We start from the raw sequence: 24,706 nt of genomic DNA on the forward strand, positions 1-24,706 counted from the left end.
AGTTACCTGTGACAATTGCAGGCCACAGGTATTGTTTTGGACCTAGTTTTTTTCTTGGTCAATCCCAGCGTGCTTCTTCTTCGCGGCGTACAAAGACGACCTGACGTCCATCAGGCAGCAACTGGCTGATTTGATCTGGGCCGCCGTGTTCATCAAACTCAACTAATCCAATGCCACTTGCATTCAGCAAGCGTCGGCCATGATGCGTGCCCACAGGTTTGCGCGGAATAACCTTCATGCCACGTCGTCTGGTGAGCCAGTTCAAGGGAGAGCGAGGCGCATAGAGCCAGCGGTTCAGATGGTCGAGTTTATCAAGCAGTTTGGCCGGGAACTCGTTTTTGATGCCACTGCTGCAGATTTGCCAGATGTCAGGCCCACGAGAATGTCCGCGTAACTCGACATCGTAAACAAAGGAATAGTGCACATCACCAGAAAGGGTCGTAAAACGATCTGGCGTTTTGCGGTGGCGGAACACGTTCAAAATGCCATCTGCCGTTCCCGGATGTGCCATCCAGTATTCCGCATCCACCATGAGCGGCTTGCCCATGAACGTGAGCAGCTTCTGCAGCGTTTCGATCAGCTTTACGCCGAAGATCGGAGCTGCGGAGACGAGTAGCACGGCGTCTTTTCCGCGCAGAGATCGTTGTAAATCTGTGACCGCTTCCCAGTCCAGAAGGCCCGAGGGTAGATATCCTGCCCGCTCTGATCTCCATCGACGTGTGCGCGTATCCAGCACCAGCAGTGGTGGGTCTAGTTCCCAGTGATAGTCCCAGTTTTCAAAGGCGAAGAGATGATCCAGAAACTCATCGTAGCTGTTTGTGCCGGGCACCGTGACAGCTTGCGTCATCGCTTCAAGTGTTCCACCTGAGAACGCTTCAGGTCGGTTGCCCCACCCCTGATTGAGCATATAGGCACACAAGGCATTGCCAATGATCCGTCGGGAGAACGGATGGCCGTAGGCGGTCTCTTCCCAATCACGGTTGAGGTTCCAGTCATCAGTGACATCATGGTCATCAAAGATCATCGCGACCGGAAGATGCGCAAACAGACGGCGCACCTGACTGAGGCCCGCAACAAACTCTTTCAGAATTTTCCGTTCGCTCTCATAGAGCGCTGCTTCTTCTGGTGTCAGTCCTTTGGGCGCATCTGTCTCAACCAAATCCCATAGCGCCGGAGACCAGACGAGGAGGTACATTGCCAAGAATTCAGCAAGTGTGATCAGATGGTTATGGGCATGATCGGCAGTGAAGATCGGTTTTTCTACGCCACCGAACAAGACAAGCCAGAGCTTCCGGTTCTTTTCCAGGCTTGGGAGAAACTTTTCGCGGCGGTAGTAGGTGTCGCCGTGCTGGTAGAAATCTGATGCCTTATCAGACACTTTGCTTTCCAAGCCTGCCAGCTGTTCCTCAGTGATACCGAGTTTTTCGATAAGCACATGGATAGCTCGCAGCATGGGGCCAGCAACATCATCTGAGTAAATCTGATCGCCACTCATCACGAGGGCAGCTGGCCATTTTTCCTTATCAACTTTGGTGCCCTTCTCAGCTCTGATATGCTTTGCCAGAAACTGATCGGCTGCGACCAGACCATCGCCGGATTCGTGATGTGGTTTGCGGCAGGACCCGTGCAGGAGTGAGGAAACTTTTGAGCTTAGCAGAAAACCTGGGAGTTCCTGATTTTCATAGCAAAGATCAGGCGCCCATACGGAATGATCCTGCCACCCAGCCTCCTCATCATCCTCCATACGCAGAGCGAGGCGATAGCTGATCCAAGTGTCTTGCGGTAATGGGCGTTGGAGAGGTAGATCGATCAGGAGGTAGTGGAGATGTGCCCCTGCTGAGATCAGGTTTACCTCAGTTTGCGCTTTCGTCAGCTCGTAGATTTGCGGTTCACCACCTTGTGGGAACAAGTCCAGCTTTACATTTGCCGGAGCGCGCACTGCGAGCCAGAATGTTAAACGTGAGGTTTCCAGTCGACGCAAGATCGGGCCAGCTAAAACGGATGGGAGAGAACAGTTTTCAAGCATTCGTTGATATTATTTTTCGCGATATCCAGATGTGAAATTCTTAGATGAGAGATAGGAACGCAAACCGCAAAATCCAATAAGTGTCAGCAACTCCCCTCTCATGAAATCCAATTTACAAAAGATTTCTGAACCTCACCTGAACCGAACCTACCTTGACACTAGTTCATAATCGTTCTAGCAAAATCATGTATGCAGGGGAGTCTCACCAAGGAGACTGAGAGGCTGACAGAGCGCAAGCTCGGCGACGCGACCCTTAGAACCTGACCCAGTTGATACTGGCGTAGGAAGCACAGGTCGCGGGGCCTGTTTGTAAGACTAGTGTAACAACCGCGATCTTAGCAGCAGAAGTTCTTTCTGCCGTTTCCCAGCCAAAACTCATCTGGTGTCTTTTTCGAGTTATGAACTTGAGGAGCACCATTATGACGACGCCGAACCCATCCATCACCACAGGCGCTTTGCCAGCAGCGCGCAAAATCTATGTTCGTGGCAGCTTGCACGAAGACGTGCTTGTACCCATGCGCGAGATCAGCGTTCACCCGACAGCAGGTGAAACACCGCTGCCAGTCTATGATAGTTCCGGTCCTTACACGGACCCAACGGCAACAACGAATATTTCTGAAGGTTTGCCTGCTCTACGGCGCAAGTGGATTGAGGCGCGCGGTGACACCGAGGAGTATGATGGCCGCGAGATTAAACCTGAAGACAATGGTTTTATGAAAGGCGACCGGCTTGTTCCAGAATTTCCAGTGAAGCCTTGCCCCTTGCGCGGAAAGGACGGTAAAGCCGTCACCCAGCTGGCCTATGCCCGCGCTGGCATTATCACACCGGAGATGGAGTTTATCGCCATCCGCGAAAACCAGTTGCGGGAAGCGGTTGCAGAAGAGCGGTGTGGCAATGACTGGGGTGCGAGCATCCCTGATTATGTAACACCGGAGTTTGTACGTGATGAAGTGGCTGCTGGCCGCGCGATCATACCGTCAAACATCAACCACCCTGAGAGTGAGCCGATGATCATCGGGCGGAACTTTCTGGTCAAGATCAACGCCAATATGGGTACATCTGCTGTCACCTCCTCCATGGAAGAGGAAGTCGACAAGATGGTGTGGTCGATCCGCTGGGGCGCTGACACGGTGATGGATCTGTCTACGGGGCGTAACATTCACAACACCCGTGAATGGATCATCCGCAATAGTCCTGTACCGATTGGGACCGTCCCGCTTTATCAGGCACTTGAGAAGGTGAATGGAGTTGCCGAAGACCTGACCTGGGAAATCTTCCGCGACACGTTGATTGAGCAGGCAGAGCAAGGGGTTGATTACTTCACGATCCATGCTGGTGTGCGCCTTCACATGGTGCCGATGACCGTTAATCGCGTGACGGGGATTGTCTCCCGTGGTGGTTCCATCATGGCGAAGTGGTGTCTGCATCATCACAAAGACAGCTTCCTCTATGAGCATTTTGACGAGATCTGCGATATTTGCCGCCAGTACGATGTGGCGTTTTCTCTTGGTGATGGATTGCGTCCGGGTTCCATTGCAGATGCAAATGATGAAGCCCAGTTTGCCGAGCTGGAGACGCTTGGGGAGCTGACCAAGATTGCATGGGCCAAGGATTGTCAGGTTATGATTGAAGGCCCAGGTCATGTGGCCATGCACAAGATCAAAGAGAACATGGATAAGCAGCTGGAATGCTGCCATGAGGCACCGTTTTACACGCTTGGCCCTCTCACCACGGATATCGCTCCTGGCTACGACCACATCACTTCCGGCATTGGTGCTGCGATGATCGGGTGGTTTGGCTGTGCCATGCTTTGCTATGTGACACCAAAAGAGCATCTGGGATTGCCGGACCGGGATGATGTGAAAACCGGTGTGATCACCTATAAGATTGCAGCTCACGCCGCGGATCTTGCGAAAGGATTGCCGGATGCCCAGCGGCGGGATGATGCCTTGTCCCGTGCACGCTTTGAGTTCCGCTGGGAGGATCAGTTCAACCTTTCTCTCGATCCGGATACTGCGCGAGAGTTCCACGATGAAACGCTACCAAAAGACGCGCATAAAGTGGCTCATTTCTGTTCTATGTGCGGACCGAAGTTCTGCTCCATGCGGATCTCCCATGACATCCGCGCCGAAGCGCAAAAGGAAGGTATGGAGGCCATGGCAGCCAAGTTCCGGGAAGGTGGCAAGCTGTATCTGCCACTTGAAGGAACAGAACAGTGATTACAATTGCAGGAGCTGGCCTTGCGGGGCTGGCTTCCGCCTATGAGCTGGCAAAGCGCGGTGCATCCGTCACTATCTTTGAAAAATCCGCTAAACCGGGCGAAAGCAGTGTCGCACGGTTTGCCGGCGGCATGCTTGCTCCGTTTTGCGAGCGTGAAAGCGCAGAAGAAGACGTTGTTACACTTGGGGTGCAGGCCGCTGATTGGTGGTCTCAGGTAACGCTTGTTACCCGGCACGGAACGCTGGTGGTTACTCCGCCGCGCGATCAGGCCGAGTTGACCCGCTTTGCACGGCGGACCTCACACTTTACCGAGGTGAACGGTCACGCGATCTCAGAGCTGGTGCCAGCATTGGCTGGACGCTTTGAGCGTGGGCTGTTTTTCAAAGAGGAGGCGCATCTGGATCCGCGGCAGGCACTGGCTGACCTGACAAGGGCTGTTCAGGAGCTTGGGGTAGGGATCCAATACGGAAGGACTGCACCTGCGCGGGTCAATCTCAATTGCACAGCAACTGCATCCAGCCTTCCTGACTTGCGGGCTGTGCGCGGTGAGATGGCGATTTTGCATTGTCCTGAGGTTCAGCTTTCCCGTGTCATCCGGCTCTTACACCCACGTATGCCGCTTTATCTGGTGCCGCGGGCTGATGGGTTGTTCATGATTGGCGGAACGATGGTGGAGAGTAATTCTGAACGTCCTCCTACCCTACGATCCCTTACAGAAATGCTGAGCGCAGCCTTTGCCATTCACCCTGCCTTTGCCGAGGCCAGCGTGGTGGAAATTGGAGCGGGATTGCGTCCAGCGTTTCCAGACAACTTGCCTCGACTGGTCGAGCATGACGGGTCTCTTCACCTCAACGGGCTTTACCGCCACGGTTTTCTGCTTGCACCAGCACTGGCACAGCAAGCAGCACAACATCTTTTGAAGGAGGCTTGTGCATGAAGATCATCGTGAATGCAGAACCACGCGACGTCACCAACGAAACGTTGGAGGATGCTCTTACGGAGTTGGAGTTCACCAGCCCCGCTGTTGCGACGGCTTTGAACGGCCGTTTTGTTCCTCGTGAGGACTACCCGAAGACATCCCTTTCAGAAGGCGATAGATTGGAAGTTCTTGCGCCTATGCAGGGAGGGTAACATGCAGCTTTATGGTACAGACATCAGTTCCCGGCTGTTGCTCGGGACAGCGCAATACCCTTCTCCTGCTGTGCTACAAAAAGCAATTGAGACCAGCAGAGCAGAGATCATCACAGTCTCTTTGCGGCGCGAGACGGCGGACGGTTCTGGAGCTGGATTCTGGGGGCTATTGAAAGATAGTGGCTGTAAGATTCTGCCCAACACCGCTGGGTGCCATAGCGTGCAAGAAGCCGTTGTTACTGCACAGATGGCTCGCGAGTTGTTTGGAACTGACTGGATCAAGCTAGAGGTTATCGGCAACTCAGACACCTTACAGCCCGATATCTTTGGGTTGGTCGAAGCTGCGAGGATTCTCTGTGCAGATGATTTCAAGGTGTTTCCATACACAACTGATGATCTTGTGGTTGGCGAAAAACTGCTGGAAGCCGGATGCGAACTGCTGATGCCATGGGGGGCTCCCATCGGGTCTGGTCAGGGCCTGCGAAATCCTGAGGCCTTGCGGGCCATGCGGGCTCATTTTCCGGATGTACCCTTGATCGTAGATGCGGGTATTGGGCGTCCCTCTGACGCCACGCGTGCAATGGAGCTTGGCATGGATGCTGTTCTGCTCAATACCGCAGTTGCCAAAGCAGGTGACCCGGTTTTGATGGCGCAGGCTATGGCGCAGGCAATTGAAGCGGGGCGGAATGGATACATTGCAGACCCAATGGACCCGCGCGACATGGCGGTTCCCTCTACCCCAATCCTTGGCATGGCGGAGTTGATCTGATGGAACGGTTTTATCTGATTGCCGGAGACGCGGACTGGATTGAAAAGCTTGTCCCCCAGGGCGTGAAGCTTGTTCAACTACGAATCAAAGACCAACCTGAACAGGTTATTCGACAGCAAATTGCGCAGGCTCGTGATTGTTGCCATCAACATGATGTTCAACTGATCATCAATGACTATTGGGAGCTGGCATTAAAGCTTGGCTGTGATTTCGTTCATCTTGGGCAGGAAGACATGGACAGTGCTGACTTTGCAACACTCCAGAAGGCTGGTGTTCGCTTTGGTCTTTCCACCCATGATGAGGCCGAGTTGGATCGTGCTCTCTCCTTCAAGCCCGAGTATGTCGCTCTGGGCCCGGTCTACCCAACCAAGCTGAAGAAAATGAAGTGGGCTCCACAAGGTTTGGAGCGTGTCAGCCGCTGGAAACAGATGGTTGGCAAGACGCCTCTTGTTGCCATAGGTGGGCTAACGCCGGAGCGACTTGCCGGTGTGTTTGAAGCTGGTGCTGATAGCGCTGCAGTGGTGACAGACATTTTACAGGCACACGATCCGATTGCCCGAACTCAGGAATGGGTGGAGGCTTGTAAGCAATGACACGTTATGACCGCCAGATGCTCTTGCCAGAAGTTGGAACCGCAGGGCAAGAGCGGTTGCTATCCGCTCATGTCCTCGTTGTTGGTGCTGGCGGTTTAGGCTGCCCTGTCCTGCAATATCTTACCGGTGCCGGTGTGGGCATTATCACGATTGTTGATCCCGATGTGATTGAAGAGAGTAATCTGCATCGACAGCCTTTGTATTCACCGGCAAATGTGGGGGAGAGCAAGGCCTATGCCGCAGCAGCTCGGTTACATGGATACAACCCAGAGGTCGAGCTACGCGCGCTCAACATTGCTCTGGATCCTGCAAATGCGGGTAGACTGATTGCCCAGGCAGATATCATCGTGGATGCTGCAGATACGTTTGCAGCCTCTTACACGCTCTCAGATGAATGCTACCAACAAAGCAAACCGCTTATCTCAGCCTCTGCGCTTGGAACCTCCGGTTATCTCGGAGGTTTTTGTGGTGGTGCGCCATCACTGCGAGCTGTCTTCCCCTCCCCACCAACCAACTCTGCCAATTGCGCCAGTGCTGGTGTCCTCGGCCCTTCGGTCGGAAGCATCGGAGCAATGCAGGCACAAATGACTTTAGCGGTGCTGCTGGACTTTTCTCCCAGCCCATTGGGTCGTCTCACTACATTGGATTTAAAGAGATTTGAGTTCGGTGGCTTTTCGTTTCTCAACGCCAAAGAACCGGACTGGCATGCACCCTTTATCTCAATTAGTGAACTGAAGCAGGACGACGTTGTAGTTGAACTTCGAGATGCGTCAGAAGCGCCCCAACCTATCTGCAATACCGCACTGCGTCTTGCCCCCGATGAACTTGGCCAGCACAACTTTAACCCTGCACACCGCATCACCCTTTGCTGCCGCACAGGCCTGCGCGCATGGCGCGGTGCAGAGGCGCTTGCAAAGCAAGGGTATAGGGATGTTGCTCTGATTGCAGATGGGAGCGGCTGAAGAGCCCTTACTGTCTCTCCAAGTTGCAGGTATCTGCGCCGCGCTCAATGAGGTCTGGTACGAACAGCTTTTGGAGATTGATAGGATCCTCACCGCCAATTAAGTCCAGCATGAACTTGCCCAGCGTTTCGCTCGGCTTTGATATCGGGAGATAACATGTTGTAATTGGCGGTGAGAAATACTGCGACACGTTCAGGTCATCTGTCGCAATAACGACAGCATCCCGGCCATGTTCCATACCACGCACCTGAAAGCCTGACAGAACCCCCATTGCGGTTGCTTCATTGGCACAGATGTAGGCAGTCGGCGGCTCATCAAACATGGACATTTCAAAAAGCTGTTCTCGCCCGAAGGCCGGTGTCAGGCGCCCGTAAGCAAGCAGTGAAGGGTCGAATGTCTGGCCCGCCTTTGACAGTGCGGCTTTGTAAGCCTCAATACGGTTTTGAGTATAGTTCAACTCTTCTCTGGCATTGATCATCGCGATGCGGCGATGACCTTTGGAGAGCAAACGCTCAACACAGATCGTCACAATACGGCGGTTATCGGTATCAACAAACGCATGGGGTGCGCTGGCGTCACTGGTTCCGTAGGTAACAAACGGAAAGTCCTGCTCCTGCATGAAGCTGATGCGCGGATCATTTACTCTCGTCCCGGAGATGATGATTCCATCGGCTTTTTTGTTTTGAACGATGCGTTTTATAACCTCAAAGCTATCATCAAAACTGGCAACCTGATGCTGCACAACTCTGTAAGGCGTATGCTCAATTGCACGGGATATTCCGCTGATCAGCTGCGTGTAACCAACACCTGCCCATTCGTCATCATCAGGTGATGCAATGACTGTGATCATGGCTATCTGATAGGTCTTGCCAGTCCGGAGTTGAACTCCACTGATGTTAAGTTCGTATCCCAGCTCTTTAGCCGCTTGCAGTACTTTGTCACGTGTGCGTGGGCGCACCTGCGGCGAGGCATTTAGTGCTTTCGATACTGTTGCCGTTGAAAGCCCGGTTTCCTTAGCAATTGTTTTGATCGTCGGTCTTTGCGCCATGGGGTACTCAAGCTGGGGTCAGTTGCGCTTTGGAAAGCACATTCTGAAAACGAAGATAAACGGCAGATGTCCAAGCGAAGGCTTTGTCGCGAAGACCGGTTCCAGTCAAAGCATCAAAGTTTTCCGCCATTCCTGAGGCCTCGCAGGTTTTCATGAACCGCGTTGCCAGCTCGTGAGCCAGCCGGATTTCGCCTTGCCGGCATAAACCGTCAAAGATCAGTAATGTCGTTGGAGCCCATATTGGCCCACGCCAATACCCATCGGCCTCATAATACGTGCTTTGCGGGTTTTCGGTAGCAGGTCCCCATTCAGTGAGGAAGCCCTGAGTATTGAACCTTTCTATGAGTTTGCCTGCAATCTCTCTTGGCAGGTCACTGCCAAGCAGAAGAGGCATAAACTGCGCCAGGCTAGTGTCTGGCAAGACCAAGTCTGGCTGAGCAGGTTTGCGGAACTCAAAGATCTTGCCGTTCCATAGCTGGTTTATCATCAGGTCTTTCATTTGTTTGCTGACATGATCAAACTTACTCGCGGTATTCGGGTCTTCTGATTTGCGGTAGAGCCGCGCAATGCAGGTGGCTGTCAGGCATAGGAATGTTGGCAGGTCTGGTCCAACGACCGGACCGCCGTGATCGAAGAAACTGGCGTTGTCCCAGCCACTGTCGTTGCCGTGAAAGTAGCTGGGAAGCTCCTGTTCATTTGCGCGTGTATGCGTGAGCCAATAGCTGAGCTGGCGTTCCATCTTGTCTCTGAGATACACGAGCTGCTCTGAGTTAAAGCAATCACGATAGGCTTCAAAGATGTGCAGGAGTGCCCAACCGTGGACGGGTGGTTTTGTGAATGCAAAGGAAGCGCCAGCATCGTGCACAAAATCCGGCAGTAGTCCGCTGTCATCTTGCCAGTCAAAAATTGCAGCGAACTGACTAAATGCCAGATCAGGATCGATACCAGCAAGCCCGATTGCAGAAAAGGCGTTGTCCCAGCTCCAGATATTGATCATGTGGTTCTTGGACATGTAGGTAGACGGATGCGTTAGCGCTCCTTCTGCAGGAACAGTGTTTGCCCAAAGGAGGTAGGTGGCGAGTTGCTCCGCTTCACTTTGGTCTTGCTTGCCATGCCAGTTGAAAAAGGCTTGCCGAGATGTTGCCTGAGCTTCTTCGAAGGACTGTTTCTCGACTTCAGGACAGAGGCGGCGTTGAAGGATTATACCACCTTCAAACTGCTCTCCAGAGAAGATCAGGGAAACGTTGTCTGCATGATCGCGGCGCCAGTTGCCTTCAACAACAGCATCACCAGCTGTTGTGAACGGTGTCAACCGCAGGTTTTCACCTGCTGCAACGATGCATTGGTCTCCGTTGGGGTGTTGGAAAGCGTAATCATAACGGGAGCCTTCCAAGGCGAACTTCAGTAAGACGCCCTGCCCTTTGATGCGTAGCAGTTCTCCCTCACCAATGCAGAAGCTGACATATCCCTGCTTTCTCCCATTTGAGAACAGATCAGCATCCAGACGATGTGGAGACAGCGTGAACTGAGGGGTGAGTACTGTGCCATCCTTGCTCAGAAGCTCCAGCTTGCACAAGCGGCCCAGGCTTGGTCGTTCATCTCCACCAGCAATATAGCGTAGATAGCAGTGCTGTTCATTATCCCGACCGCGCATCATGGAGAGCGTTGTAAAGCGCTGGTGGCGGGAGAATGGCACGCGGTCGAAGTCAAATAGCGTCATGCCTTATCCCTTCACCGAGGAGCCGATTGAGCCGTCCATGATGTAGCGCTGCGCAAAAAAGAACAGGATCAGCGGCGGGATGCAAAGAACCACAGTAATGGCCGCGATGGACGTGATGTCCGTTTCATGCAGACCTTTGAACATGGAAAGGCCCAGCGTTAGTGTGTATTTGGACTGGTCGTTCAGATAGATCAGCGGGCCAAGATAGTCGTTCCACGCGTTCATGAAGTGGAACGTGCCAACCAACACCAGAGCAGGCATCATCAACGGCAGATGAATACGCCAATAGATTTGCCAGGAGTTGGCGCCATCCATGCGGGCGGCTTCGTCAATCTCAATGGGTACAGTCATGATGTACTGGCGCAGCAGGAACACGAAGAACGCATCTGCGAAGTAGGCCGGAACGATCAGTGGTTTGAGCGTGTTGATCCAGCCGAGCATGTTGAACTCCATGTAGAGCGGGATCATTTTCACATCCCACGGGATCATCATGGTGGAGAGCAACAGGACGAAAATAGCGTCACGGCCTCTGAACTTGAAGCGGGCAAAACCAAAGGCTACCAGAGAGCAGGAAAACAATTGCCCGATGGTGGAAAGGATCACCACAATCACAGAATTCTTGAGATAGACATCGAATGGTTGCTTGAACCAAGCGGTGACAAAATTATCCCACATAACCTCATCGGGCCAGAAGACTGGCGGGAACTGATAGAGCTCGCCAATGCTTTTTACTGCCGTGATGAATGTCCAATAGAACGGTATGATGAACATTGCTGAGAGAAACAGCAGGGCGCCATATGTGAGAGCTCTAGTCATCAGCTGCCTCCGAGTTCTTCATCTCCCCTTCGTAGTAAACCCATGCGGAAGATGATTTCAGGACCAACATGGACAGGACGAGAATGATCAGGAACATGACCCATGAGTTTGCAGCAGCAAAACCCATCTCGAAATACTTGAAGGCATTATCGTAAATGTACATGGCGAAGAAATAGGTGCTCTCCAGTGGTCCACCACCGGTCAGTAACAGCGCGATTGTGAGTTGCTGAAAGGCTGAGATGATCGACGTGATCACAGTGAAAAGCAGCATGGGTGAGAGCATTGGGATGGTAATATAGATAAGTCGTGCCCACGCTGGCACACCAGACATTTTGGCCGCCTCATAAAGTTCTTTTGGGATGGATTGCAGGCCAGTCAGCAATATGAGCATGGTGCCGCCCAGGCCCCAAAGAGATGCAATCACGATAGCCAGCAGCGACCAGTTTGGATCCCCCAACCAATTCGGCCCTTCAATACCTGCCAATCCAAGCAGAAAGTTCAGGATGCCGTATTCGTGGCTGTAGATCCACGCCCAGATGGTTACCAGTGCAACGCCGGAGATTACCGAGGGCAGATAAAAGATCGTTCTAAAGACGCCTGTGCCAAAGACTTTCTGATTGAGCAGTACAGCCAGCAATAATCCAAGGATCACATTAAATGGCACGAAGAACAGACCGAACTTGACGGTAATCCAGAGACTATCCCAGAACAGCGGATCTTCTGTCAGCATCACCTCGTAATTCTGTAGCCCAACAAATGTACGCTCTCCCACCACAGGCCAGTCATAAAAGCTCATGATGAACGAGAAGATGAGCGGCCCCAATGTGAAAAACAGGAAGCCCAAGATCCAGGGAGAGATGAATAGATATGGTGTTAGCTTTTCAATGAAGCGATGCCGCTCCTCGGATACTTCATCCTGCACGACCAATGTAGACATCTCTCCCTCCCCCAACATTTCTTATTTCAGGTGACGCTTCGAGCGCGCAACAGCACTGTCCAAGTGTTTCTTAGCGTTACCTTTTTCGATCATGGTTGCCTCAATCGCACGTTCAAGATTAGTCTGGATCTTGCTCCAGTTTTTGTGCTTGAGAAACGCGTTGGATTCCCGATCAGAAAGGGCCAGCATTTCAAAAAATGGCTTGTAGACCGGGTCAGCTGTAAGGTTCATCTCTTCAGCGACACTTGTGCGGATTGGCAAGTCGTTTTCAAGCAACTTGACGGCCTCTGGGGAGGCGTAGAATTTAACAAATTCCCAAGCCAGCTCAGGATTTTTCGTCGCCTTCGCGACGGACATAGCAGAGGCGCCGATTGATGAATGAACAGGCTTGTCACCAAACGCAGGCAACATGGCAACGCCATAGTTTATGCCTGCTTTGTCGATGCCCCCCTTGGACCACATAGCACTCTGGAACATGGCCAGTTTGCTACCTTTAAAGAGTGCAGAGCCTGAGGTGTTATCACCAATGCCGAGAACCGTTGCCTCTTCGTTTTTCGCCATTTCAGCAAACATGGTCAGCACTTCGACAGCTTCCGGACTGTTCATGTATCCATCAACTGAACTGCCATCTTCCGCAATAAAGCGCGTACCGTTGGACCAGAAGAACTGCTCATAGTCATATGGATCTGGCTTGGCTTCCACAGCAAAACCATAGGTCTTACTGCCCTTGTCGCGGAATTGCGCGGCCTTTTCACGCAGATCTGACCAAGTCCATCCTGTTTTTGGCTCGGCAACACCAGCAGCTTCAAACATATCTTTGTTGTAGAAGACGACATGAGTGGTGAAGCCCGCAGGAATGCCGTAGGCCTTGCCTTCTATCCGCGTGGTATTGATTAGACCCGCAGGAATATCCTCAAGATCCATGCTCTCAGCATCACGCGCCATCAACTCGTCAAGAGACATCAGAGACTTGTAGTACTTAGGGTAGTTCCACATGTACATGACATCAGGTGGGTTTCCGGCCCCGAATGCTGCAATGAGCTTCTTGTCATAACCATCACCGTAGGATTCTACCTGCACTTTTACGCCGGGATTTGCAGCTTCAAAACGCTTTGAGATTTCCTGTAGAATAGCGAGGTTCTCGCTGCTGTTCCATGTTGCAAAGCGGAGCACCTCTTCTGCGAATGCAGCACTGGCTCCTCCCAAAGCCATTGAGGTAACTGCTGTCACCATCGCTAATTGTTTCAGACGCTTTTTCATTCCTCTCCTCCTTCTATGCAATGCAAAGTGCTGCAGTCTCCTGACGTTCAATCAATGAACGCGTTTCCCCATCCAACTTGCGTGGATAGGCCTCCCCCTCAGGACTAAAAAGATGGCAGTGCTCTGCTGGAAAATTGAGATGGACCCTGTCGCCCATATTGACCGGATGCGTTCCTCTGGTGACGGCCGTGAGCCCCTGACCAGAGTCCAAACGAACATGAACCTGGCTTTCTGTTCCCAATCGCTCGACCAGTTCCACGTTGCCGCTCATATGAGACTCGGCTTCCTCAACCAGCCCCACATTTTCTGGGCGAATACCAAAAGTGTGAGGCTGGTCGGGGACTTGTTGCACGGGAGCACTTAACTGAAACGAAATAGAGCCAGAGATGCTTTCTGATGTGAGTGCGATACTCATCTCATTGATAGCATTGGCGTTTACTTTCATCATGTTCATCTTGGGTGAACCGATGAAACCGGCAACAAACAGGTTTTGCGGAGCATAAAACAACTCAAGCGGTGTACCGAACTGTGCCACCACACCTTTGTTCAGAACAACGACACGACTAGAAAGCGTCATTGCTTCTACCTGATCATGCGTGACGTAAATCATGGTCACACCCAACCGGCGGTGAAGACTGGCAAGTTCCACCCGCATGCTCACTCTAAGACCTGCATCCAGATTAGACAGAGGCTCATCCAACAGGAATAACTTAGGATCACGGACAATGGCGCGCCCAATAGCCACGCGCTGACGCTGACCACCTGACAGCTGTCTTGGGCGGCGTTTCAAGAGATCGGAAATTTGCAGAATTCGTGCGGCAGTCTGTACTCGTTCTTCAATCTCCACTTTAGGGACACCATTTAAGGAAAGACCGAAAGACAGGTTCTTGTAGACGTTCATGTGCGGATAGAGCGCGTAGTTCTGAAACACCATCGCAATATCGCGTTTAGCGGGTGGCAACTGCGTTATGTTGCGCTCTCCCAACCTGACAGAGCCACCAGACACCTCTTCAAGCCCTGCAATGGAACGCAGGAGTGTCGTCTTTCCGCATCCAGACGGACCAAGGAAGCTGACAAACTCTCCATCCCGGATACTCAAATCGATTCCGGTGAGCACTTCTGTCTTGCCGAAGCTTTTGTAAAGCTGCTTGATATCTACGCCTGCCATGGATCTCCCCCCGAAGCTGAGCAAGGCCGCTCAAAATATAAACGTTTAATTTTATATGTAAAGCTACTTATGCTTTAATCGCCTTACTCACTCAATCGGACTGTCTGACCAGATTACAACTCCAAAGGCCGATATGTGACCTGCCCCTACATAGATCACCGCAGCTTCCGGTAGCTTCAGATATTTTATTTCATTGGTGAAATTGAACGCAAACTTAAGTTGTCCGCGACACGTAATACGGAGGTCTTCTTGTAGGCCTGCATGTAACTCAACGTCCGCCCATTTCACAAGATAAGTTGCTATTTTTTCCTGCAAAGCATCGTCAACGTGTGCCGCTGCATAGATGCATTTCTGATTACCAACCAATGCCGGATACCCATCGCGATAATCGGACCTGAAGTGCCCTAAGACCTCCTCAGAGGCCTTAATGCTCTCCCGCCAGTTGGTGACATTTCCACGTTCCCCCTCGAAAACAATCTGGTCCTGATTGTAACGAGGCAAAGACTCCACCCGCACAACATCAAGGTCGATGAGCTCTTTGAGGCTGCCTGGTGGCAAAGGCTCCGAAACATGCATGTGTTCAGTTTTACTGCCAGAGCGCGGCCCCAGAAAGACCTTGGCGGCTGCCTCATTTAATCGCGAAGTAAATTTCGGATTATCTATGATCATATCCGGGAGGATGATCAGCTTGTAATCACTGAGATCGGAGTGCGGGCCAATGATATCGACATCCGCGCCCATCCTGGAGAGTGTTGCGTACCAATCCATCGCAATTTTCGCGCTGGAGTAGTCAGCTCCCTGAGGCAAGGTACGAGCTGCCCATCGAGATGGATAATCAAGGACAAGCGCAACCTGTGCTTTTGGCTTTTCACCGGCTTCGGGCAGCAGTTTGCACTCGTTCGCAACTTGAGCCACTTCACTAAAAGCCTGATCGGGCTCATTGTTCGGCAAGAGAAGACCTGTATGAAATTGCTCTTGCGCGAATTTTGATTGGCGCCAACGAAAGTAACAGACAACATCAATGCCGTGCGCATAAGCCAGCCACGTCCAAAGGCGGATCATGCCATCCTGAGGAGATTGGTTATGCTTCGCCCAGTTCACAGGTCCGGGTTGCTGCTCCATCACCCAGGCTTTACCTTTGCCAACATGGCGATACAGATCATGATTAAACGCAGGTTGATCTGGCAAACCAACCCGCAGAAGCTTTGCTTTCTCAGCATCTTCCTTCGGCGAGTAGACAAGTGCACCCATGGGGTAGCTGTCCCAAGAGGCAAAGTCGACATCCGCACCAACGGCATAATGATCATAGTCCGCATTGTGGCCCATAAAATTATGCGTGATTGGCGAGCTTCCAACAAATTTTCGAAGGGTATCTACTTGAGCCCGATTGAACTTAACGACCAGATCAGAGGAAAAGCGATAGTAATCCAACAAATGAGTTGGGCTTGGCTCCTCTACCAGATTGTTCGGCAGCTCAATCTGAGAGAATGCGGAGTATTTCATACCCCAGAAGCATGTTCCCCATGCCTCGTTTAGCTGCTCGATTGAGCTATAACGGTGCTCTAACCACTCGCCAAAGGCCCGCTTTGCTGCAGGCGAATAACTATGAATTGTGTCGTGATCCCCATACTCGTTGTCAATCTGCCAGGCTTTGACATACGGATTCTGACTATATCTTTGAGCAAATGCTTCCGCAATTTTTGTCGCATACTCAAGATAAATTGGGCTTGAAAAGCAGTAGTGGCGCCTCGCTCCAAATTTTCGTGTTACTCCGTTTTCATCGACGGGAAGAATTTCTGGATGCTTATCGATGAGCCATTTGGGAGGCGCTGCGGTTGGTGTACACATAACAACATCCAGCCCTGCTTGACCGAGCACGTTGACAGCTCTGTCCAACCAAGCCCAATCGAACTTCCCCTCCTCCGGTTCAACCAAAGCCCACGAAAACTCAGCAATACGTACCCATTTCAACCCAAGCTCAACCATCTGATACGCATCATCAGCCCAAATGGCTTCTGGCCATTGCTCAGGATAATAACAGGTCCCCAACTCCAACATTCAAAACGCCTCAATACAACGACTATTTCTCAAAAAGTGACGCTCAAGGAATCACCCACACTAGAGATATATCAGAGAGCGCCACAAAATATAAACGTTTAATTTAACCGAAGTTGAAAACTATGTGCGAGTCTGTGGGGCTGTTTTTGGGAGTACGCAAAACTGGAGTCTCAAAAGCAAGAATCAGTTGAACGATCGTTCGTCATTCTCCTTGACTGCCACACACGACAGCCGCTCATAAAATTAAAGTCAATTACTTCAATACGTTATCTGTTTTAATGCCGATTTCCAGCTCAAGGCTGTTTCAACGCATGGTTATTGTCCACTGAATGAAAAGCCCGGTTGAGACGTTCTGTCGCAAGTTTGGCTAAATGGGGAGTTTTCGGCGGTTTTTTGGGGCGTGATGTTTCAGGGCGGGGTTCTAAGTTTTCTTGCTTAACATTAGTCAAGGAGGACAGCGGCCGTTCAATTCACTGTGACCTCGTCTCACCAGCATTGGAGATTGAGAATGTTACAAAATAAGAGACGTGGGTCAGGGTACGCTTTAGCGGCCGGCTTCGCGATGTTGCTAGGTAGTGCAGCTGCACCTGCATTTGCTGAAGGTCCAACACTGAGCGAAGAAGCCTTTGAACGTTCTAAGCAGCTTTATTTTGAGCAGTGCGCAGGCTGTCACGGCGTTTTGCGCAAGGGCGCGACAGGTAAAAACCTTGAGCCGCATTGGAAGAAAAAAGGCAAAGACGGCACCGTCACTGAAGGTGGTACCCTTCAGCTAGGTCAGGAACGCCTTGAGAAGATCATCGCCTGGGGCACAGAAGGCGGCATGAACAACTTCTCGGAAATCCTGAGCGAGCAAGAAATCAAGGACATGGCGACCTACATTATGTTGGATCCGCCAAAGCCACCTGAGATGTCACTTGCTCAGATGAAGGAAACCCGCAAGGTTTACGTCGAAGAAAAAGATTACCCAACCAAGCCTATGCATGGCCGCAACTGGGAAAACTTCTTCGTTGTTATCGAGCGTGATGCAGGTAAAGTTGCAGTCATCGACGGCGACACCAAAGAAGTTCTGGTTCATATCCCTACCGGTTATGCAGTGCACGTGATCAAAGCATCCGAGCACCACAAACTGGCAGAACCTGAGAATCCAGGTCGTTTCTGGTACACCATGGGCCGTGACGGCAAGATGACGAAAATCGACCTCTGGCAGACACCAGACAAGATGCTCGTTTCTGAAGTTACCGTTGCTTATGATGCACGTGACGTTGCCGTATCCGGCGATGGCAAATACATCATTGGTGGTGCTTACTGGCCTCCACACTTCGTGATTTCTGACGCAGTGACCATGGAACCGCTTAAGGTTGTTTCAACCCGCGGCGTGAACGTGGACGGAGATTATGTAGAAGAAAGCCGTGTTGCTGCTATCTACACAACTCCAAATGAGCCTACATGGCTGGTTGCTGTTAAAGAACTTGGCCAGATGTGGCAGGTTGATTACTCCGATATCGACAACCTTCGTATCGACAAAATCGACTCCGCTAAGTTCCTGCATGACGGCTTCTTCGATCCAACAGGCCGTTACTTCCAGATCGCTGCTAACGCATCGAACAAAATGGTTGTTGTCGACACCAAAGAGCGCAAGCTCGAAGCTATGATCGACGTTGCTGCTCTTCCACACCCAGGTCCAGGCGCTAACTGGAACGATCCTAAGTGTGGTCCGGTTGCAGGTACAACCCACCTCGGCGTTGGTACTGTTTCTGTTTGGGCGAACGACCCAGCAGGACGTCCTGATGAAGCTTGGAAGAAGTGTTACGAAGTTGAAACTGACGGCCCAGGCCTGTTCATCCGTACACATCCAGACTCCAAGTACGTATGGGCTGACCAGACCAAACACCCAGACCCTGAAATTCAGCAGGCTGTTCAGGTGATCTCGAAAGAAACCGGTGAGATTGTGAAAACAATCACCATCACCGAAACAGAGGGCAATGCCGCTGTTCACTTCGAGTTCAACGCAGATGGTTCTGAAGTTTGGGTATCCAACTGGAACATGGGCGACTCTCTTGCTCCAAACGGTGAAATCGTTGTTTACGACGCAGAAACCCTTGAAGAGAAAACCCGGATTAAGGGCCTTTACGCTCCAACCGGCAAGTTCAACGTTCACATCCGTTCGAACCACGTTACCTAATGTGATCTAACGATCCTTTTGAGGGGCGGGCACCACGCCCGCCCTTCTTTTTTATCAGCGGTATCGAGACTGCAACGGCTGGACACCAGTCGGAGATGACGGATTTGCTCCCCGTATCTTGAAAGCCGACCGCGCACGACCCGACAAGGATGGGTCGACAGAAAATCCAAAACGGAGCCTGGAAATGACCCAGTCCAACGGTACGGAAAAGAAAAAGCCGATCTGGCGCCGGTATTTCCTATGGGGAATGCCGGTTGCTGGCCTCTTGGGGGCTTTTGTCGTCGGCATTATCTTCTGGGGCGGTTTCAACACCGTCATGGAAGCCACAAACACAAAAGAATTCTGCGTCTCGTGCCACGAGATGAATGACTTTGTCTATCAGGAATATCAGGGCACTATCCACGACGTAAACCGGTCAGGCGTTGGTGCAGTTTGCTCAGACTGCCACGTTCCTAAAGACTGGACACATAAGATCATCCGTAAGATCAAGGCATCCAAAGAAGTTTGGGGCAAGCTGGTCGGCACGATCAACACACCAGAGAAATTTGACAAGAAACGTCTGCACCTCGCCAAAAACGAATGGGCGCGGATGAAATCTTCTGACTCTCGTGAATGCCGTAACTGTCATGATTTTGAATCCATGATGCCGGAGTTCCAGAAGCCACGCGCACGTCAGCAGCACCTGAATGCAATGAAAACAGGGCAGACCTGTATCGATTGCCATAAAGGTATTGCGCATAAGAACGTTCGTGACCGCGCATCTGATGAATATCTGGAGATGATTGAAGCTCCTGACCAGAATTACGTTCGCGAGATTCCGAAAGAGTATCTGGAGAGCCTTGCTCGCATTGAAGCCAAAGAAGCTGCTGAAGCTGAGGCTGCAAGCACTGCGAAGAAAGCACAGCAGGAAGCTACACAGGCTCAGATTGCAGCTGCTGTTGACGCAGCCGTTGCTGAAGAACGTGCAAAAGCTGCCGGTGAAGCACCTGCTGCTGATGCAGGCGACACTGTTGGTGCCAACATCGACTGGAGCGGTGTGGACAGCGTAGACATGACACTGTTCTACCCTGGTCAGGCTTCCTTCGAGTTTGTGCAGAACGGCAAGCAGCACGGTGGTGCTCGTCCGCTGACAAAGGGTGGCGACCAGTGCACAACCTGTCATGCGAAAGAGCTGAACAACATTGGCAACAAGATCGTCAAAGGCACTGACAACACCGAGCCGACCCCAATTCCTGGGAAGCGTGGTGTGATCAACGCAACGATGCAGGCTGCTCATGATGATGAGAATGTCTACTTCCGCCTGCAATGGCCAGATACTCCTCATGCACCTGCACCATTTGTTGACGGTGGCAAGATGGATCCTGAAAACCAGATCAAGGTTGCCATGATGATCACCGGCACCGGTATCAAGATGGGTGAACAGGTTGGTTGCTGGGCAACATGCCATGCAGACAACACCTACATGCCGTTTGATCCGGGTCCAGAAGCAATCGCTGCTTCCGGTGATGTTGCTGAGATGCTGCAAGCCAAGAAGTCCATCCAGAAGTACCTGAGTGAGACCCGGACAAAGGTCGAGATCAAAGGTCGTCGTGGTAAGGCTCAAGGTGGTTGGAACAAGCTGAAATCAGCTGAGGAACTCGATCAGCTGCTGGCTGACGGTACCTTCATGGATCTGATGCGCGTCTATGCTGACGGTTCCGCAACCAATGGCTACCTGCTTGAGCGTCGCGTCCAAAACGACGGTGATATCACTGCTTCTGCCAAGCTTTCTGCTGGTATGTGGACTGTGGTGTTCTCCCGTCCGCTGGCAAGCGACAAACCAGGTGATGTGCCGCTTGAAGCTGGCAAAACCTACACAGTTGGCTTTGCTATCCATGATGACTTCTCAGCTGCACGTTTCCACCACGTGACGTTGAACACCAGTCTGGCACTGGATGACGAAACTGCCCAAATCAATGTGGTAGGACGCTAAGAAAACACAAAGGGTGGCCGAGTAATTGGCCACCTTTTTTTCTGGAGGCTGGATCCTCCCTTATTCTTTTGCTTTTGCGTATCTTTATCCGAAAACCGGTTTCCACTTTTCAGAGATATGCAGAACTTGCTCTAAGTTTTTCCGAGCGTATCCTTATCAATAATAATACGTGATTTTTGGATATGCATTTGCAAGGGGGCGCTTCATGTACTCAAGATTTCTTCACTCTTCCGCACTTCTTCTGGGTTTTTTGATGGTGGCACCTGCTGTTGCTGCGGATGACAAAGCAGCTGCGCTGTGCGCGAAGGCTGAAGCCCGTTATGTCGATATGTTTGGACATCCGGCAGCTGAAGCAGATGGCGTCACTATCGTGAAAATGTACGAGTACCGGTTTTGCCCTGAAAAGCTTTCTGTCCCTGTTGGCACCACCGTACGCTGGGTGAATGTTGACAAGCGGACAAGCCACACCGTTCATTTGAATGAGGCGGGTGAGAAAGAGTCCGATCGATTGTTTCCTGAAGAGACCTTCGAGTTCACCTTCCTGAGCGCGGGATCGCAGCAATATCTGTGTGGCCCGCATTGGGAAACGCAGAAGATGATCGGCATGGTGACCGTCACACCTTAAAGCAGTTCGTATTTAAGGTGAAACGCATAAACTGCTTTGCCTTTGTTTTTGCGTTGCTTTGAACCAGCACTGTGATTGCGCCTCAGAGGTACTTTCCCCCAATTCGAGTTTATTCAATGATCAGGCTCCTTGTTGCTCTTGGTTCGGCTGTTCTTTCAGCATCTGCTTGCCTTGCCGACCCTGCCGCCCTTTACCAAAAGCACTGTGTAGAGTGCCACGGTGAGAACCGTTTGGGCCTGATCGGTCCGGCTCTGCTTCCCGAAACTTTGGGAAGTATGCGCGGCACGGCGTTGCAAGACACAATCAAACGCGGGCGAAACGCAACTGAGATGCCGTCCTTTCAGGATGTCCTGAGCGACCAGGAGATTGATGCACTCAGCGCTTTTCTTAAGACGCCATTGAAGCCTGCACCGACATGGACGATGGAGCAGATTTCCGCGAGCCTGATTGCCAACGATGATTACAAAGCGACTGTGAAGCCTGTCTGGTCTGCCGACCCGATGAACCTGACATTGGTCGTGGAGACGCTGGACCATTCTGTCAGCGTGGTGGATGGCGACAGCTTCGAGGTTCTGACGCGTTTCAAAATTCCGTTTGGGACGCGCGGGCAGCCCAAGTTCTCCCCTGATGGGCGCTACGTCTACATCATGTCCCGCGATGGCTGGATCCTGAAGTATGACCTTTACGGGTTACAGGAGGTGAGCCGTATTCGTGCCGGGCTGAACAGCCGTAATATTGCTTTGAGCCACGATGGCAAGTGGATTGCCGTAGCGAACTATCTGCCCAACACCTTTGTCATTCTCTCCGCTGATGATTTGAGCCTGCAGAAACTAGAGTATGTTCAAGGCAAGGACGGCACACCAAGCCGTGTCTCCGCTGTTTACCTCGCCGCCAAACGCAAGAGCTTTGTGTTGGCGCTGAAGGATGCGCCTTCCATTTGGGAAGTGTTTTATGGCCCTAATTCACCGCATTACGGATTTGCCCATGACTGGCGTGTTGAGGGGCCTGCGCCTAACAAAGACCCGTTCCCTTTGCGCAAGATCACTGTCAAAAGTTTGGTTGAAGATTTCTATCTCGACCCAAGCGATGAATACGTGATGGGTGCTTCCCCCAGTGGCATTGGTGGACAGGTGGTTGATTTGGTCATCGGGCACAAGATTGCTGATCTGGACTTGGAAGGTCTGCCACACCTGGGCTCAGGTTCTACCTGGAAGATGGGTGAGCGGACCGTCATGGCCACCCCGCATCTGAGAGAACCGCTGGTTTCCATTGTAGACATGAAGTCATGGGAGACCATCAAACAGATTGAGATGCTCGGCTCCGGCTTCTTCACCCGGACGCACGAGAACTCACCCTATGTCTGGGTAGATGTTTTCTTTGGTCCAGACAAAGACGCGATCCAGGTGATAGACAAGCAGAGCCTTGAGATTGTAAAGACCCTGCGCCCTCAAAAAGGCTCCCGTGCGGCCCATGTGGAGTTCACAGATGATGGCAAATACGCCCTGGTTTCTGTCTGGGAAGAGGATGGGGCTGTCATTGTTTATGATGCGCAAACGCTGGAAGAAGTGCGGCGCCTACCCATGAGAAAGCCTCGCGGCAAGTACAACATCGGCAACAGGATTGCAGGTGTTGGAACATCTGAAAACTAGACTGGTTTTAAGGGTAAATTTATCCCCCTCGTGTTTTCCTCCCATACTCTGAACCTATGCCTACGTAACGGGCTGCTGGCGGAGCGACCGTCAGTTTGTCGTAGGTTGGGCGGGGCTATTGGAAGACGTAACGCACCTTTCAGTGGTCCGGTGAACCGAACTTCAAACGTGACCGCATGGTTTGAGGGGAAGGGCCCAGGACTATAGGGTATCACGCGGTGATAGATGCAGATGTACCGGCAGTAAAACCTGCTTTTGCAGATGTGTTTGTCAAAGACGGAGGAACTGTTTGGGCATGGAAACGTGTCTGGATAAGCCACTTTCTTTCCGGGAAACCGGCTATCGTGCCTTATAGGCAAAAGAGGCGATGTTGTTCATTACAAGAAAGCCCGGGCAAGGCGTGTAGCCAATGCTGAAGACTCATTACTAACAAGTAGCGCAGGCATTGCCTGCCGCCTTGCTCATCCCGACTTCCGGGAATTCTGGTTCAACACTGCATGGGAGGCCATGTGGTGGTTTCAGTGCTTGTATGATCCTAACCGAGCTAAGAGATATCCTGGACGAGCTGGCGTATCGAGACACTCTCCTCTCATTAGAGCATGTTGCGTTCATATGCATTCACGCGCCAAGCTCTAACTCTTTAATTTCGCGCGTATTCTTATCCAAAAACCGGAACCACTTTTCGGGAACACGCTCTAGACCAGGCATATTCTCACCCGAAAACCGGACCCGCTTTTTGGGAACATTCTTTAAATGCAGAGTGCACTTAATAATAGTCAAGGACATGGTGAGTTAGATTGATGAAGCTGACTGTAAAGCTAGAGCACGTTGCGTTCATTTTCATTTACGCATCGCGCTCTAGCATCTTTGGTGGAGCGAATTCTTGTCGTTTGATTGAATGCAATCAAACGGAACGCGCTCTAACACATCGATCACTGAATGTGCACGCGCGCATCAATAAAGCCAAAAGAGCGCCTCATGTCGACCACTATGGAACAAGTCAGATCCTGGCAAGGCCCTGTACTATTCAGTTATGGGTTCAGGCCGTTCTTCCTCGCCAGCGCAGTCTGGGCAATCGTGCTTATGCTGCTCTGGATACCACTCGTTTCCGGGCACATCGAGCTGCCGATTGCGTTTGATCCTGTCTCGTGGCACGCCCATGAGTTCCTTTTCGGCTATCTGAGCGCCGTTGTTGCAGGGTTTTTGCTGACCGCGATTCCCAACTGGACCGGGCGGATGCCCATTGTGGGCAGGCCGCTCATTGTCCTGTTCAGCCTTTGGGTGATTGGCCGTGCCGCGATCCTGTTCGGCGCTTACCTTCCAGCAGGCGTCGTTGCTGCGCTTGATGTTGCAATGCCATTGGTGCTGGCCATTGCGTGCCTGCGCGAAATTATGGCAGGCAAAAACTGGCGTAATCTGATCGTGCTGGGTTTGCTGGGCGTGCTCATTGCATCCAACCTGTTGTTCCATTGGGAAGCCTGGAGCGATGGGTACGCAGCACAGGGCTATGGTATGCGTCTGGGTATCTCAACCATGGTTCTGATGGTTGGCCTGATCGGCGGGGGGGGGG

Annotated in this window: 19 protein-coding genes, 1 pseudogene and 1 riboswitch; of the genes and pseudogenes, 12 read left to right on the top strand and 8 right to left on the bottom strand. The window is 51.8% G+C overall.

Features of this window, described 5'->3' with window-relative positions; translation table 11 throughout:
• Window positions 1-58: 58 nt before the first annotated feature.
• A complete protein-coding gene (locus PPL9_RS18745; RefSeq protein ID WP_057464109.1) occupies window positions 59-2,026 on the bottom strand; it encodes a hypothetical protein in 1,968 nt (655 codons plus the stop codon).
• A gap of 183 nt (window positions 2,027-2,209) precedes the next feature.
• A riboswitch (TPP riboswitch) is annotated at window positions 2,210-2,330 on the top strand.
• Between the two features lie 94 nt (window positions 2,331-2,424).
• Here PPL9_RS18745 and thiC point away from each other — a divergent pair.
• Genes thiC through PPL9_RS18775 form a run of 6 tightly spaced genes read left to right on the top strand, consistent with a single transcriptional unit; the run spans window position 2,425 to window position 7,701 of the window.
• Window positions 2,425-4,245 (top strand): phosphomethylpyrimidine synthase ThiC, encoded by a 1,821-nt coding sequence (thiC, locus tag PPL9_RS18750; protein WP_208989478.1) that lies wholly within the window; start codon window positions 2,425-2,427, stop codon window positions 4,243-4,245.
• Window positions 4,242-5,183 carry an FAD-dependent oxidoreductase gene (locus PPL9_RS18755; RefSeq protein ID WP_057464111.1) on the top strand — a complete coding sequence of 314 codons (942 nt, stop codon included), beginning with the start codon at window positions 4,242-4,244 and terminating at the stop codon, window positions 5,181-5,183. The genes thiC and PPL9_RS18755 overlap by 4 nt, the downstream gene beginning before the upstream one ends.
• Complete coding sequence (gene thiS, locus PPL9_RS18760) at window positions 5,180-5,377, top strand: sulfur carrier protein ThiS (protein ID WP_057464112.1); 198 nt, start codon at window positions 5,180-5,182, stop codon at window positions 5,375-5,377. Before PPL9_RS18755 ends, thiS begins: the two co-directional genes overlap by 4 nt.
• Before the next feature lies 1 nt (window position 5,378).
• Entirely contained in the window at window positions 5,379-6,146 is a 768-nt protein-coding gene (locus PPL9_RS18765) for a thiazole synthase (protein WP_057464113.1), read from the top strand.
• Entirely contained in the window at window positions 6,146-6,739 is a 594-nt protein-coding gene (locus PPL9_RS18770; protein ID WP_057464114.1) for a thiamine phosphate synthase, read from the top strand. Before PPL9_RS18765 ends, PPL9_RS18770 begins: the two co-directional genes overlap by 1 nt.
• Window positions 6,736-7,701 carry a HesA/MoeB/ThiF family protein gene (locus PPL9_RS18775; RefSeq protein WP_057464115.1) on the top strand — a complete coding sequence of 322 codons (966 nt, stop codon included), beginning with the start codon at window positions 6,736-6,738 and terminating at the stop codon, window positions 7,699-7,701. The genes PPL9_RS18770 and PPL9_RS18775 overlap by 4 nt, the downstream gene beginning before the upstream one ends.
• A 7-nt stretch (window positions 7,702-7,708) precedes the next feature.
• Here the strand turns inward: PPL9_RS18775 and PPL9_RS18780 are convergent, their stop codons facing one another.
• The 7 genes from PPL9_RS18780 to PPL9_RS18810 all read right to left on the bottom strand — a co-directional run bounded on the left by PPL9_RS18780 (window position 7,709) and on the right by PPL9_RS18810 (window position 16,708).
• Window positions 7,709-8,749 (bottom strand): LacI family transcriptional regulator, encoded by a 1,041-nt coding sequence (locus PPL9_RS18780; protein WP_057464116.1) that lies wholly within the window; start codon window positions 8,747-8,749, stop codon window positions 7,709-7,711.
• A gap of 7 nt (window positions 8,750-8,756) precedes the next feature.
• Window positions 8,757-10,469 carry a trehalase family glycosidase gene (locus PPL9_RS18785; protein WP_057464117.1) on the bottom strand — a complete coding sequence of 571 codons (1,713 nt, stop codon included), beginning with the start codon at window positions 10,467-10,469 and terminating at the stop codon, window positions 8,757-8,759.
• Between the two features lie 3 nt (window positions 10,470-10,472).
• Window positions 10,473-11,285, bottom strand: coding sequence for a carbohydrate ABC transporter permease (locus PPL9_RS18790; protein WP_057464118.1), 813 nt, complete (start codon window positions 11,283-11,285; stop codon window positions 10,473-10,475).
• Window positions 11,278-12,222: a sugar ABC transporter permease gene (locus PPL9_RS18795; RefSeq protein WP_057464119.1), complete on the bottom strand. Its 945-nt coding sequence runs from the start codon at window positions 12,220-12,222 to the stop codon at window positions 11,278-11,280. Before PPL9_RS18795 ends, PPL9_RS18790 begins: the two co-directional genes overlap by 8 nt.
• A 21-nt stretch (window positions 12,223-12,243) precedes the next feature.
• Window positions 12,244-13,482: a sugar ABC transporter substrate-binding protein gene (locus tag PPL9_RS18800; RefSeq protein ID WP_057464120.1), complete on the bottom strand. Its 1,239-nt coding sequence runs from the start codon at window positions 13,480-13,482 to the stop codon at window positions 12,244-12,246.
• Between the two features lie 13 nt (window positions 13,483-13,495).
• A complete protein-coding gene (gene ugpC / locus PPL9_RS18805) occupies window positions 13,496-14,650 on the bottom strand; it encodes a sn-glycerol-3-phosphate ABC transporter ATP-binding protein UgpC (RefSeq protein WP_057464121.1) in 1,155 nt (384 codons plus the stop codon).
• Between the two features lie 87 nt (window positions 14,651-14,737).
• On the bottom strand, window positions 14,738-16,708 hold the full coding sequence (locus PPL9_RS18810) for a beta-galactosidase (RefSeq protein WP_082596972.1): 1,971 nt from the start codon (window positions 16,706-16,708) through the stop codon (window positions 14,738-14,740).
• A 508-nt stretch (window positions 16,709-17,216) separates the two neighbouring features.
• Here PPL9_RS18810 and PPL9_RS18815 point away from each other — a divergent pair.
• The 6 genes and pseudogenes from PPL9_RS18815 to PPL9_RS18835 form a co-directional block, all read left to right on the top strand.
• Entirely contained in the window at window positions 17,217-18,890 is a 1,674-nt protein-coding gene (locus PPL9_RS18815; RefSeq protein WP_208981673.1) for a cytochrome D1 domain-containing protein, read from the top strand.
• Window positions 18,891-19,137: 247 nt separating this feature from the next.
• A pseudogene (locus PPL9_RS34265) lies at window positions 19,138-19,632 on the top strand (NapC/NirT family cytochrome c); the annotation flags it as partial.
• A 36-nt stretch (window positions 19,633-19,668) separates the two neighbouring features.
• Window positions 19,669-20,862: an ethylbenzene dehydrogenase-related protein gene (locus PPL9_RS34270; RefSeq protein ID WP_275507206.1), complete on the top strand. Its 1,194-nt coding sequence runs from the start codon at window positions 19,669-19,671 to the stop codon at window positions 20,860-20,862.
• A 205-nt stretch (window positions 20,863-21,067) separates the two neighbouring features.
• Window positions 21,068-21,487, top strand: coding sequence for a plastocyanin/azurin family copper-binding protein (locus PPL9_RS18825; RefSeq protein WP_057464124.1), 420 nt, complete (start codon window positions 21,068-21,070; stop codon window positions 21,485-21,487).
• A 116-nt stretch (window positions 21,488-21,603) separates the two neighbouring features.
• Entirely contained in the window at window positions 21,604-23,136 is a 1,533-nt protein-coding gene (locus PPL9_RS18830; protein WP_057464125.1) for a nitrite reductase, read from the top strand.
• A 978-nt stretch (window positions 23,137-24,114) separates the two neighbouring features.
• The coding region (locus PPL9_RS18835) for an NnrS family protein (RefSeq protein ID WP_208989479.1) at window positions 24,115-24,706 on the top strand (592 nt) is incomplete at its 3' end.

It is taken from the genome of Pseudovibrio sp. POLY-S9, from assembly GCF_001431305.1.
In the GTDB taxonomy this organism is placed as follows: domain Bacteria; phylum Pseudomonadota; class Alphaproteobacteria; order Rhizobiales; family Stappiaceae; genus Pseudovibrio.